General features: G+C 58.4%; 8 protein-coding genes, 1 tRNA gene and 2 rRNA genes (1 of these 11 cut by a window edge). 6 read left to right on the top strand and 5 right to left on the bottom strand.

Annotated features, from left to right (window positions below; all coding sequences use genetic code 11):
- Positions 1 to 26 precede the first annotated feature (26 nt).
- The 3 genes from slmA (at position 27) to pgi (ending at position 3,622) form a co-directional block, all read left to right on the top strand.
- Positions 27 to 623 carry a nucleoid occlusion factor SlmA gene (gene slmA, locus ACTG2B_RS00395; protein ID WP_005339495.1) on the top strand — a complete coding sequence of 199 codons (597 nt, stop codon included), beginning with the start codon at positions 27 to 29 and terminating at the stop codon, positions 621 to 623.
- A gap of 165 nt (positions 624 to 788) precedes the next feature.
- Positions 789 to 1,625, top strand: a complete 837-nt coding sequence (locus tag ACTG2B_RS00390; RefSeq protein WP_005339493.1) for a mechanosensitive ion channel domain-containing protein — start codon at positions 789 to 791, stop codon at positions 1,623 to 1,625.
- A gap of 347 nt (positions 1,626 to 1,972) precedes the next feature.
- Positions 1,973 to 3,622, top strand: coding sequence for a glucose-6-phosphate isomerase (gene pgi, locus ACTG2B_RS00385; protein WP_021231531.1), 1,650 nt, complete (start codon positions 1,973 to 1,975; stop codon positions 3,620 to 3,622).
- Between the two features lie 156 nt (positions 3,623 to 3,778).
- Here the strand turns inward: pgi and ilvC are convergent, their stop codons facing one another.
- Positions 3,779 to 5,260, bottom strand: a complete 1,482-nt coding sequence (ilvC, locus tag ACTG2B_RS00380; RefSeq protein ID WP_335863719.1) for a ketol-acid reductoisomerase — start codon at positions 5,258 to 5,260, stop codon at positions 3,779 to 3,781.
- A 221-nt stretch (positions 5,261 to 5,481) separates the two neighbouring features.
- On the opposite strand from ilvC, the gene ilvY reads away from it, so the two are divergent.
- On the top strand, positions 5,482 to 6,375 hold the full coding sequence (gene ilvY, locus ACTG2B_RS00375) for an HTH-type transcriptional activator IlvY (RefSeq protein ID WP_005342097.1): 894 nt from the start codon (positions 5,482 to 5,484) through the stop codon (positions 6,373 to 6,375).
- Here the strand turns inward: ilvY and ACTG2B_RS00370 are convergent.
- Positions 6,364 to 7,224: a hypothetical protein gene (locus tag ACTG2B_RS00370; RefSeq protein ID WP_439995012.1), complete on the bottom strand. Its 861-nt coding sequence runs from the start codon at positions 7,222 to 7,224 to the stop codon at positions 6,364 to 6,366. The two genes, ilvY and ACTG2B_RS00370, sit on opposite strands and share 12 nt — an antisense overlap.
- 180 nt (positions 7,225 to 7,404) lie before the next feature.
- Here ACTG2B_RS00370 and ACTG2B_RS00365 point away from each other — a divergent pair, with 180 nt between their 5' ends.
- Both ACTG2B_RS00365 and ACTG2B_RS00360 read left to right on the top strand, forming a co-directional pair.
- On the top strand, positions 7,405 to 7,596 hold the full coding sequence (locus tag ACTG2B_RS00365; RefSeq protein ID WP_439995011.1) for a hypothetical protein: 192 nt from the start codon (positions 7,405 to 7,407) through the stop codon (positions 7,594 to 7,596).
- Between the two features lie 73 nt (positions 7,597 to 7,669).
- Positions 7,670 to 10,252 (top strand): bifunctional acetate--CoA ligase family protein/GNAT family N-acetyltransferase, encoded by a 2,583-nt coding sequence (locus ACTG2B_RS00360; protein ID WP_439995010.1) that lies wholly within the window; start codon positions 7,670 to 7,672, stop codon positions 10,250 to 10,252.
- A gap of 243 nt (positions 10,253 to 10,495) precedes the next feature.
- On the opposite strand, the gene ACTG2B_RS00355 is transcribed toward ACTG2B_RS00360, so the two are convergent.
- The 3 genes from ACTG2B_RS00355 to ACTG2B_RS00345 form a co-directional block, all read right to left on the bottom strand.
- A tRNA-Asp gene (locus tag ACTG2B_RS00355) sits at positions 10,496 to 10,572 on the bottom strand.
- Between the two features lie 95 nt (positions 10,573 to 10,667).
- Positions 10,668 to 10,782: ribosomal RNA gene (gene rrf / locus ACTG2B_RS00350) — 5S ribosomal RNA — on the bottom strand.
- Between the two features lie 81 nt (positions 10,783 to 10,863).
- A 23S ribosomal RNA gene (locus ACTG2B_RS00345) occupies positions 10,864 to 13,346 on the bottom strand; it runs 407 nt beyond the window's last position.

The raw sequence follows: 13,346 nt of genomic DNA, 5'->3' as shown, positions 1-13,346 counted from the left end.
AAGCCATTGTTTTTTTAGGGGAATCCATGGCAAGCAGTAATCAGAAACAGAGTCGGCGCGATCAGATCCTGCAGGCGCTCGCCCATATGCTGGAAACCAGTCCGGGTCAGCGTATCACCACGGCCCGTCTGGCGGCCGAGGTCGGCGTCTCTGAAGCAGCCCTCTATCGACATTTTCCCAGCAAAGCGCGGATGTTCGAGGGGCTGATCGACTTTATCGAGGATTCCCTGCTGTCACGGGTCAATCTGATCATGGCGGAAGAGAAGGACACCATGGCGCGCTGTCACCATATCCTGCAGCTGCTGCTGGTGTTCGCCGAGCGCAATCCCGGCATCACCCGTATCCTCAACGGCGACGCCCTGCTGGGTGAGCACGATCGGCTGCGGGATCGCATCAGCATCCTGTTTGACAAGCTGGAGACCCAGATCAAGCAGGTGCTGCGCGAGAAGCGGCTGCGCGAGGGGCAAGGCTTCCAGCTCGACGAGACCATGCTGGCCAATCTGCTGCTGGCCTACACCGAAGGCCGCATCAGCCAGTTCGTGCGCTCCGAGTTCAAGCTCAAGCCGACCGCCGGTTTTGAAGATCAGTGGCAATTTATCCGCAGCCAGCTGCTGCAGAGCTGATGGTTTTTTCGCATCATTCAGCAAAAAGAAGGGAGGCTTTGGCCTCCCTTCTTTTTTGTGTCAGGTTTTTATGGCAGAAAAGAAGTACCAGATGCGACCCGTACTGTCGCGCTGCGGTGTTAGATTTATCCACCATAAACCTTTTAGAACCTGACAGGACATCCTATGGAACCCGAAATCATTACCGAAGCGCAGACCTGGCTGGTCAATAATCAGGGACTGCTGATCGAATACGGCGTCAATATCGCCGCCGCCCTGCTGACCCTGCTGGTCGGCTATATCGCCGCCAACCTCATCAGCGGTGGCGTGGTCAAGGTGATGCAGGCCCGCAAGCTGGACACCACAGTCACCCACTTCGTCGGCAGCATCCTCAAATACGCCATTCTGGTGTTCGTGGTGATCGCCGCGCTGGGCCGTGTCGGCGTGCAGACTGCCTCCTTCGTCGCCATTATCGGTGCCGCCGGTCTGGCCATCGGTCTGGCGCTGCAAGGCTCGCTCTCCAACTTCGCTGCCGGCTTCCTGCTGATTATCTTCCGCCCCATCAAGGCGGGCGAGTTTATCGAAGTGGCAGGCACCGCGGGTGTGGTGCAGTCCGTTCAGCTCTTTACCACCACCCTCACCTCCGGTGACAACAAGATGGTAGTAGTCCCGAACTCCGCCATCCTCAACGGCACCATCGTCAACTACTCGCGTATGGATACCCGCCGCGTCGACATGACCTTTGGCATCGGCTACGGCTCTGACCTGCGCAAGGCCAAACAGATCCTCGAGCGTCTGGTAAGCGAAGAGCCGCGCATCCTGAAAGATCCGGCAGCCACCATCGCCGTTGCCGCGCTGGCCGACTCCTCGGTCAATATCGTGGTGCGCCCCTGGGTGAAAACCGCTGACTACTGGGGTGTCTGGTTCGACTTCCACGAGAAGGTGAAACTGACCTTTGATGCCGAAGGCATCGAGATCCCCTTCCCGCAGATGGTGATGCACATGCAAAAACCGCAGGCGTGATCACGGTTCTGCGGCAACAGACAATGCCAGCCTTCGGGCTGGCATTGTCGTTTCTGGCCCCAGCCCATGGCCATGTCGATGCATAACCACGCCAACCGGATGAAAACAATTTCAGGCTATCGGGGTGGCCCCAATCATGAGCAAGCGCAAGATCCGCCTTGCTTTCGTGACACATAATCCCAATGTTCTGGTTGTATGCTCCCGACAGTGACCCATTGCGGTAAAAGACAATCGGTAAAAATCTGTTACACGGGCCGCCCGGCAGGCTCGCTATAATGCTCGGATAATAAGGTTTGGCGGGACCTTGCCTGCAAGGTTCAAACACAACTTGGCATTTCAGGAATCCTATGAAAAATATCAATCCAACCCAAACCCAGGCCTGGCAGGCACTGGAAGCCCACTTTGCAGCAAACAAAGAGACTCGACTCAAGGATCTGTTCGCGCAGGACCCGAAGCGCTTTGACAAGTTTTCCCTTACCTTCGGCGGCGACATCCTGGTTGATTACTCGAAGAACCTGATCACCGAAGAAACCCTCAAGTTGCTGGTTGATCTGGCCAAAGAGACCGATCTTCGCAGCGCGATCGATGCCATGTTCAATGGCGACAAGATCAACATGACCGAAGGCCGCTCCGTACTGCACGTGGCCCTGCGCAACCGCTCCGACCGCCCCATCGAGTGCGACGGCAAGGACGTGATGCCGGAAGTGAACGCCGTACTGGCCAAGATGAAAGGCTTCTGCGAGAAGGTAATCGGAGGCGAGTGGAAAGGCTACACCGGCAAGGCGATCCAGCACGTGGTCAACATCGGTATCGGTGGCTCTGATCTGGGCCCGGTGATGATCACCGAGGCTCTGCGTCCCTACAAAAACCACCTGCAGATGCACTTCGTCTCCAACGTCGATGGCACCCACATCGCCGAGACCCTGAAGAAGATCGATCCGGAAACCACCCTGTTCCTGGTGGCCTCCAAGACCTTCACCACCCAGGAGACCATGACCAACGCCCTGACCGCCCGCGACTGGTTCATCAACATCGCCGGTGACAAGGCCCACGTTGCCAAGCACTTCGCCGCGCTCTCCACCAACGGCAAGGCCGTGGCCGAGTTCGGCATCGACACCAACAACATGTTCGAGTTCTGGGACTGGGTTGGCGGCCGCTACTCCTCTTGGTCTGCCATCGGCATGCCCATCGCCCTGTCTGTCGGTTTCGAGAACTTCGAAGCCCTGCTGCAAGGCGCCTTCGAGATGGACATGCACTTCGCCACTGCCTCCTATGAGCAGAACGTGCCGGTTCTGCTAGCGCTGATCGGCCTGTGGTACAACAACTTCTACGGTGCCGAGTCCGAAGCCATTCTGCCGTACGACCAGTACATGCACCGCTTCCCTGCCTACTTCCAGCAGGGCAACATGGAGTCCAACGGCAAGTACGTGGATCGTAATGGCAAGCCGGTTGACTACCAGACTGGCCCCATCATCTGGGGTGAGCCGGGCACCAACGGCCAGCACGCCTTCTACCAGCTGATCCACCAAGGCACCAAGCTGATCCCCTGCGACTTCCTGGCGCCAGCCATCAGCCACAACCCGATCGGTGACCACCATCCGAAACTGCTGGCCAACTTCTTCGCCCAGACCGAAGCGCTGGCCTTCGGCAAGAGCAAGGAAGAGGTCGAAGCCGAGTTCCTGGCGGCTGGCAAAACCCTGGAGCAGGTCAAGGATCTGGTGCCGTTCAAGGTGTTCGAAGGCAACCGCCCGACCAACTCCATCCTGTTCAAGAGCCTGACCCCGAAAACCCTGGGTGCCCTGATCGCCATGTACGAGCACAAGATCTTCGTACAGGGCGCAATCTGGAACATCTTCTCCTTCGACCAGTGGGGCGTGGAGCTGGGCAAACAGCTGGCCAACAAGATCCTGCCTGAGCTGGGCAACAACGAGGCTGTCACCAGCCACGACTGCTCCACCAATGGTCTGATCAACACCTGGAAAGCGTGGAAAGCCTGATTTATCCAGCCTTTCTGAATGCAAAAGCCCCGCTCGATGAGCGGGGCTTTTTTATGACTGTCAGGCTGAGTTTTCTGGCTGGCCGAGCGGGTGTCCAGTCCGACCGGCGACGGGGATCGTCATCCCTGCCCCTTCATCATCCAGCCCGATGCGGGCTTAACCGCCAACGGCGATGCGTTTCATGTCTTTCATGTAGCCACGCAGTACCTGGCCGATTTTCTCGATCGGGTGGTTGCGGGTCGCTTCGTTGGCCGCCAGCAGCGCCAGGTTATCCACGCTCTGCCCTTCTGCCTTGCTGGCACCCAGATCGCCCGCTTTCAGGGTCGGCATGAAGTGCTCGCGCAGCAACGGCACTGCAGCGTTGGCGAACAGGTAGTTACCGTACTCGGCGGTATCGGAGATAACCACGTTCATCTCGTACAGACGCTTGCGGGCAACGGTGTTGGCGATCAGCGGCAACTCGTGCAGGGATTCGTAGTAGGCAGACTCCTCGTAGATACCGGAAGCCACCATGGTCTCGAACGCCAGCTCGACACCCGCCTTGACCATGGCCACCATCACCACGCCATTGTCGAAGTACTCCTGCTCGGCAATCTTGCCAGCGAACGCCGGGGCGTTTTCGAAGGCGGATTTACCGGTCTCTTCACGCCAGGTGAACAGTTTGACGTCATCTTCGGCCCAGTCGGCCATCATGCCGCGGGAGAACTCACCGGCAATGATGTCGTCCATATGCTTCTCGAACAGCGGGCGCATCAGGGTCTTGAGCTGCTCGGAGAGCTCGAAGGCGCGCAGCTTGGCCGGGTTGGAGAGGCGGTCCATCATCAGGCTGATGCCACCCTGCTTCAGGGCTTCAGTAATGGTCTCCCAGCCGAACTGGATCAGCTTGCCGGCATAGGCCGGGTCTGTGCCTTCGGCAACCAGCTTGTCGTAGCAAAGCAGGGAACCGGCCTGCAGCATGCCGCAGAGGATGGTCTGCTCGCCCATCAGATCGGATTTCACTTCCGCCACGAAGGAGGATTCCAGCACCCCGGCACGGTCGCCGCCGGTGGCAGAGGCCCACGCCTTGGCGATGGCCATGCCTTCACCTTTCGGGTCATTTTCCGGGTGAACGGCGATCAGGGTCGGCACACCAAAGCCACGCTTGTACTCTTCGCGCACTTCGGTACCCGGGCACTTGGGCGCCACCATCACGACGGTGAGGTCGGAGCGGATCTGCTGACCCTCTTCCACCACGTTGAAGCCGTGGGAGTAACCCAGCGCGGCGCCCTGCTTCATCAGCGGCATCACGGTTTTGACCACGTCGGAGTGCTGTTTGTCTGGGGTCAGGTTGAGCACCAGATCGGCGGTCGGGATCAGCTCTTCATAAGTCCCGACCGCGAAGCCGTTGTCGGTAGCCTTCTGCCAGGAGGCGCGCTTCTCGGTGATGGCGGCCTTGCGCAGGGCGTAGGAGATATCCAGCCCGGAGTCACGCATGTTCAGACCCTGGTTCAGACCCTGGGCACCACAGCCCACAATCACCACCTTCTTGCCCTTCAGCACGTTGCAGCCGTCCGCGAACTCTTCGCGCTGCATGAAACGACACTTGCCCAATTGGGCCAACTGCTGACGCAGGTTCAAGGTGTTGAAATAGTTAGCCATGGTGATTGCTCCGTTCGATTGATTCCATGCCGGATAGCGGCGTTGTCTGAACCACTATAGCGCGGGACACTTATTGCCTGAACTGATATATTCGAAACAGTACGTTGCAATAACTGAAAGACTCACCCTTCATAATTGCCTGCTGAATGTACCGCGAGATGGCAGAAACAAGCCACCAACCGCTGGGTATCGGGCACACAAGCAGCGCCAGGAGCTGAAAGATGGACCTTCGCAATCTCGAGCTGTTTCTCCACCTCGCCGACTCCCTTCATTTCGGCAAGAGTGCCGATGCCATGGCGGTCAGCCCCTCCACCCTGAGCCGCGCCATCCAGCGACTGGAACAGGAGACCGGCTGCATCCTGTTCGAGCGGGACAACCGCTCGGTACGGCTCACCCCCGCCGGCGAGAAGCTGCGGGAGTTTGGCGGCGGCCTGTTGCAGGAGTGGCGTCAGCTCAAGCAGGAGCTCAAACGCAGCGACGAGCCGCTGCAAGGTCGTCTGCGGGTCTTCTGCTCAGTCACTGCCAGCTACTTCCTGCTGCCTGAGGTGCTGGAGCGTTTTCGCCGCCGCTACCCCCAGCTGGAGATCAAGCTGGAGACCGGTGACCCGGCGCTGGCGGTGGACAAGATCCTGGCCGATGAAGCCGATCTCGCCATCGCCGCCCGTCCCGACGCTCTGCCCGCCAAGCTGGAGTTCGCCAGCCTGCAACTGGTGCCGCTGGTCTTTATCGCGCCGCGCAATGCCCCGCAACTGAACCAGTGGTTCCGTCAGGGAGAACCTGATTGGGAGCAGTTGCCAGTCATCCTCTCCGAGCAGGGGCTGGCCCGCAAACGCAGCGATCAGTGGTTTCGCAACAAGGGGATAGCGCCCAACATCTATGCCGAAGTGGCGGGTAACGAGGGGATTGTCGCCATGGTGGCGCTCGGCTGTGGCGTAGGATTGGTGCCGGCGGCGGTGATCGACCACAGCCCGCTCGGCGACAAGGTGCGGATCATCGACCTCAAACCCGCCTTCAAACCATTTGATGTGGGGATCGGGGTGCTCAAGAAGCGGCTGGAGGAACCGCTGATCCGCGCCTTCTGGGATACCGCGCAGAATCAGGGTTCACTGCGCTGATACCGGATTATAGATAAGGGCCGGATCGGCCATCATGATGCGGCTGGGCAGCGGCAAGTCGGGGTTGTGCAGCTCGAGGCGCACCCGCTCATCCAGTTTCAGCCGCCGAATGGTGCTGCCAAATCCCTCTTCAAAGACCCGGTCAAAAGCACCAGACTGCCGCGCCCGCAGCAGGCCAAGCTCGATACGCTGGGCCAGCTCCGGATATTTTGGCGAGACAAAGAAGAGCAACGCCAGCGGATAGCGAAACACCAGACGGGACTCGATGGCGAGATCCGGATGCAGCCTTAGCTCATCCTCGATCTCGATGACCGAACGCAGGAAGCAGTCAAAGCGCTTCTTGCGCAGCATGTTGAAGAGCGCCTCATAAAGATTGCCCACCGTCACCTTGAGGCCGTTAGCCCGCAGCAACTGGGTGTCTGGCCAGGATCTGTGCTGGCCGATGGAGAGCCCGGCGCGATGCCAGTCCGCCAACGATCCGATCTCGGCAAAACGCCCCTCATCCCCCTGCCGAACCAGACACACCCGCCATCCCAGCAGCCCCTCGGCCAGCGGAATGTGGATTGCCAGCAACTCCCGTTCTCGCTCACCATCGGGGGCAAAAACACCGACCTGAACCAGCTCGCCGCTGCGCAGCTCCTTCACCGCCCGCCCCTGCTCCATTTGCGGGCTGGAAACCAACTGGTAGGGGCCATATTCGGGCACGGTGAGATCGAGGGAGAGGCGCAGCAACTGGACGACGGCGGGGTTGGGGTGATCCAGCAGCAGATTCCAGGCGCGGATAGGCTGCTCGGTTGCCGATACGCCAACCGTCCACAGTGCCATGCACCACCACCAGACTCTGATCATCCTGCGCACCATCCGTGCCTCATGCTCCTCGCCATACTATAACGTCAGCCAGCACCTCAACGGCGCCCTCTCTGAAAGATGTGTGAGCGCTCTCGTGTCAAAAGTGACAATAGGCAAACCCGGCAGGTCATCGCAGACTAGGCATTCATCAACAAACACCAAGGCGCAGGGAGGAGAGCCATGAAACAGCATCTGGTAGAGATCAAGGGTTCAACCCTGTTTGACGAGTATCTGCAAAGCATGGGCGTACCCAGCACGGCGCTCGATCGGGAGCAGAATATCTATCTACAGGAACGCCACCTGGGAGCCATTCGCCGGGTGCAGGGCGAACTGCGCTTTTATCTGCGTGCCAATGCCCTCAACAAACGGTGATCAGGATCCGGTCACAGAACCCGTAGCAAAGGCGTATTAGACTGGTATCTTCCCCCTTTTGTCGGGAGTGCCCATGAAAGCAAGCGGTCTGGATCGGCTGTTCAAACCCCACTCAATCGCCGTGATCGGCGCCTCGACCGACCCGCTCAAGGCGGGCCATGTGATCGTGCGCCACCTGCTGGCGGGCCAGTTCAAAGGGCCCATCCTCCCGGTAACCCCGCGCAACAAGGCCATCGCCGGCGTGCTGGCCTATCCCGATATCGCCAGCCTGCCGCTGACCCCGGATCTCGCCATCATCTGCACCAGGCGGGAGCGGGTCTTGCCATTGCTGGAAGCGCTCGGCCAGAAGGGCGCAGGGGCGGCCATCATACTGGCCGCCGACTTTTCCCCCGAGGAGCGACTGGAGCTGAAACGGGTCTGCCAACAATACGGCATTCGCCTGCTCGGCCCCAACAGCATGGGAATGCTGCTGCCCGGCCAGGGGATCAACGCCAGCTTTTCACCCACTGCCGCCAAGCCGGGGCAGGTCGCCTTTCTGTCGCAATCCGCCGCCGTCAGCACCACCATTCTGGATTGGGCCAAGCAGCATGAGCTGGGCTTTTCCGCCTTTATCTCCCTTGGCGATCACTGCGACATCGACTTCGGCCAGCTGCTGGATCAGCTCTCCCGCGACAGCGTCACCCGCGCCATCTTGATCTACATGGACAAGTTGCACGACGCCCGCCACTTTCTCTCGGCTGCGCGGGCAGCCTCGCGCAACAAGCCGATCCTGGTGCTGAAAAGCGGGCGCCACGAACCGGCCCACGGTCTCGACAACGTCTATGATGCCGCCATCCGCCGCGCCGGCATGTTGCGGGTACGGGATACCCACGAACTGTTTGCCGCGGTAGAAACCTTGAGCCACTCCATGACCCTCAAGGGAGAGCGGCTCGCCATCATCTCCAACGGCCGCGGGCTGGCCAATATGGCGGTGGATGTGCTGCTGGAGCGGGGCGGCAAGCTGGCTCGCCCGCCGCTCGATATTGGCAGCGATGCTACCATCACCACCTATCAGGAGGCGCTGGACAACGTGTTGCAGGAAGATGGCATCGACGCCATCCTGATCATCCACGCACCCTCGCTCACGGCACCTAGCGCGCCGCTGGCCAGCCATCTTATTGCCCATCTGAAACAGCACCCCAGAGCGCGCCGTTTCAACATCCTCACCAACTGGGCGGGTGAATACTCGGCGCAGGAGGGGCGAAAACTCTTTACCGAGGCGGGTTTCCCGACCTACCGCACGCCGGAAAGCGCCATGGCCGCCTTCATGCACATGGTGGAATACCGCCGCAACCAGAAGCAGTTGATGGAGACACCGGCATCCCTGCATGGCAACCAGCTCAATGTCGATCTGTGCCAGCAGCTGATCCGCCAAGCGCAGGAGCGCAAACAGCTAAGATTGGATACCCATCTGGTGCACCCGATTTTACAAGCTGCCGGTCTCTCGACCCTGCCAACCTGGATCGTCACCGACGCCATCGAGGCGACCCTGACCGCCGAGCAGATCGGCTATCCGGTGGCGGTAAAACTGCGCTCGCCCGATATCCTGCACAAGTCTGCCGTACACGGTGTGGTGCTCAATCTGCGCACCTCGGCCGAAGTAGCACAGGCTGCAGATGCCATTCTGGACAGGGTCAAACAGCATGATGCGGGCGCCCGCATTGAAGGTTTGCTGGTGCAGCGGATGGCTCGCCGCAGCGGTGGCCTCGAGCTGCGGGTACGCATCCAGCAAGACGCCATCTTTGGCCCCGTCATTCTGCTGGGTGAGTCGGGTGCGGAACCGCAGGAGATGGTGGCAGCGTTACCGCCGCTCAATCAGGCGCTGGCCCGTTACCAGATCATCGGTGCACTCAAGAGTCGCAAGATTCGTGAGCAGGCCACACCGGAACGACTGGATACCGATGCCCTCGGTCAGGTGCTCTGCCAGCTCTCCGAACTGCTGCTCGCCTTTCCTGAGATCCAGGAGCTGGACCTGCACCCGCTGCAAGCGTGCGGTACCGAGATGGTGGTACTGGATGCCAGCCTCACACTGAGTGACCCTACCATCCCGACAATCAACCGACTGGCGATCCGCCCCTATCCCACCGAACTGGAGGAGGGTGCCTGGCTTAAAGATCAGCGCCATATCCTGCTGCGCCCGATCCGACCGGAAGATGAACCGGCTCACAAGCAGTTCGTGCTGCGGGTCTCCGATGAAGACAGGTACAAACGCTTCTTCGCCGATGTAGGCGAGCTGGGCCATGAAGAGCTGGCTCGCATGACCCAGATCGATTACGACCGGGAGATGGCCTTCGTAGCGGTGGGGCAAGATGGCGAGCTGCAGGATCAGATCCTCGGCGTGGTACGCGCGATCTCGACCCCGGATCTGAGCGATGCCGAGTTTGCCATTCTGGTGCGATCGGACTTGAAAGGGGTGGGGCTCGGCAAATTGATGATGGAGAAGATCATCCGTTACGCCAAAGAACAGGGGATTGGCCAGCTATCCGGCATGACCATGCCCAGCAATCGCGGCATGGTCAACCTCGCCAAACGGCTTGGCTTCAAGATCGACGTGCAAATGGAAGAGGGGGTGGTCAATATGGAGCTGCCCTGTAGTCAGCAGGCGGCAGAAGGCTGATTTGGCCGCCTGTAAACTCGCTCAAATGGCTGATAAGGCTCGGATATAGCCAGAAAATGGCGGGAATAACCGGCTATCTGGCCCTCTCTTGGCAGGTAAAAACCAAACGTTGGCTGTTTAACACGCTAAAAACAGCAGAGCCCAGTCTCACGACTGGGCTCTGCTGTGCAAATCTGTGGTTCTTATGGACAAAACCGCCCATAGCAAAAAGGCCTTCCCATTCGGGAAGGCCTTTCAAGTTAGTGGCGGAGCGGACGGGACTCGAACCCGCGACCCCCGGCGTGACAGGCCGGTATTCTAACCGACTGAACTACCGCTCCGCATTCGGTTAGCTTTCGCTAAATCTTTTGCTGCTTCTTCTGAGGTGTCATCCTCGCAGCCGGCTATGTGTTTTCACATCACCGTTTAATTGGGTGCCTGGCAGTGTCCTACTCTCGCATGGCGAATGCCACACTACCATCGGCGCTACCACGTTTCACTTCTGAGTTCGGCATGGGATCAGGTGGTTCCACGGCGCTATGGCCGCCAGGCAAATTCTTCAATCTGAGAAAGCTGACGTAAGTAATTCGTTCGTATTTGCTACAAGCCTTAGAACACTTCTTGGGTGTTGTATGGTTAAGCCTCACGGGTAATTAGTATGGGTTAGCTCAACACATCACTGCGCTTACACACCCCACCTATCAACGTTGTGGTCTCCAACGGCCCTTTAGGACCCTCAAGGGGTCAGGGATGACTCATCTCAGGGCTCGCTTCCCGCTTAGATGCTTTCAGCGGTTATCGATTCCGAACTTAGCTACCGGGCAGTGCCACTGGCGTGACAACCCGAACACCAGAGGTTCGTTCACTCCGGTCCTCTCGTACTAGGAGCAACTCCCTTCAATCATCCAACGCCCACGGCAGATAGGGACCGAACTGTCTCACGACGTTCTGAACCCAGCTCGCGTACCACTTTAAATGGCGAACAGCCATACCCTTGGGACCGACTTCAGCCCCAGGATGTGATGAGCCGACATCGAGGTGCCAAACACCGCCGTCGATATGAACTCTTGGGCGGTATCAGCCTGTTATCCCCGGAGTACCTTTTATCCGTTGAGCGATGGCCCTTCCATTCAGAACCACCGGATCACTATGACCTACTTTCGTACCTGCTCGACCTGTCCGTCTCGCAGTTAAGCTGGCTTATGCCATTGCACTAACCTCCTGATGTCCGACCAGGATTAGCCAACCTTCGTGCTCCTCCGTTACTCTTTGGGAGGAGACCGCCCCAGTCAAACTACCCACCAGGCACTGTCCGCGAGCCCGATTCAGGGCCCTGCGTTAGAACATCAAACATACAAGGGTGGTATTTCAAGGACGGCTCCAGCGCAACTGGCGTCACGCCTTCAAAGCCTCCCACCTATCCTACACATGTAGGTTCAATGTTCAGTGCCAAGCTGTAGTAAAGGTTCACGGGGTCTTTCCGTCTAGCCGCGGGTACACCGCATCTTCACGGCGAATTCGATTTCACTGAGTCTCGGGTGGAGACAGCATGGCCATGGTTACACCATTCGTGCAGGTCGGAACTTACCCGACAAGGAATTTCGCTACCTTAGGACCGTTATAGTTACGGCCGCCGTTTACCGGGGCTTCGATCAAGAGCTTCGCTTGCGCTAACCCCATCAATTAACCTTCCGGCACCGGGCAGGTGTCACACCCTATACGTCCACTTTCGTGTTTGCAGAGTGCTGTGTTTTTGATAAACAGTCCCAGCCATCTGGTCACTGCGACTCCCAACTGCTCCATCCGCAAGGGACTTCACTGTCAGGAGCGAACCTTCTCCCGAAGTTACGGTTCTATTTTGCCTAGTTCCTTCACCCGAGTTCTCTCAAGCGCCTTGGTATTCTCTACCCGACCACCTGTGTCGGTTTGGGGTACGATGACTTGTAATCTGAAGCTTAGAGGCTTTTCCTGGAAGCAGGGCATCAATGGCTTCCACACCGTAGTGTGTTCGTCTCGTGTCTCAGTGTTGTGTCTCCGGATTTGCCTAGAAACACCACCTACGCACTTTCACCAGGACAACCGTCGCCTGGCCCACCTAGCCTTCTCCGTCCCCCCATCGCAATTACAAGTCGTGCAGGAATATTAACCTGCTTCCCATCGACTACGCCTTTCGGCCTCGCCTTAGGGGTCGACTCACCCTGCCCCGATTAACGTTGGACAGGAACCCTTGGTCTTCCGGCGAGGAGGCTTTTCACCCCCTTTATCGTTACTTACGTCAGCATTCGCACTTCTGATATCTCCAGCATACCTCTCGATACACCTTCGCAGACTTACAGAACGCTCCCCTACCACTCATACATAAGTATGAATCCGCGGCTTCGGTGCCTGGTTTGAGCCCCGTTACATCTTCCGCGCAGGCCGACTCGACTAGTGAGCTATTACGCTTTCTTTAAATGATGGCTGCTTCTAAGCCAACATCCTAGCTGTCTGAGCCTTCCCACATCGTTTCCCACTTAACCAGAACTTTGGGACCTTAGCCGGCGGTCTGGGTTGTTTCCCTCTTCACGACGGACGTTAGCACCCGCCGTGTGTCTCCCGGATATTACTTACTGGTATTCGGAGTTTGCATGGGGTTGGTAAGTCGGGATGACCCCCTAGCCCAAACAGTGCTCTACCCCCAGTAGTATTCGTCCGAGGCGCTACCTAAATAGCTTTCGGGGAGAACCAGCTATCTCCGAGTTTGATTGGCCTTTCACCCCCAGCCACAGGTCATCCCCTAACTTTGCAACGTTAGTGGGTTCGGTCCTCCAGTTGATGTTACTCAACCTTCAACCTGCCCATGGCTAGATCACCCGGTTTCGGGTCTACACCTTGCAACTAGACGCCCAGTTAAGACTCGGTTTCCCTACGGCTCCCCTATACGGTTAACCTCGCTACAAAATGTAAGTCGCTGACCCATTATACAAAAGGTACGCAGTCACCCCGAAGGGCTCCCACTGCTTGTACGTACACGGTTTCAGGTTCTATTTCACTCCCCTCACAGGGGTTCTTTTCGCCTTTCCCTCACGGTACTGGTTCACTATCGGTCAGTCAGGAGTATTTAGCCTTGGAGGAT

The sequence above is a fragment of the Aeromonas sp. 30P genome (assembly GCF_051919805.1).
Classification (GTDB): Bacteria; Pseudomonadota; Gammaproteobacteria; order Enterobacterales; family Aeromonadaceae; genus Aeromonas; species Aeromonas veronii.
The sequence above is the reverse complement of the archived record's forward strand: the minus strand, read 5'-3'. Positions and strand labels throughout refer to the sequence as shown.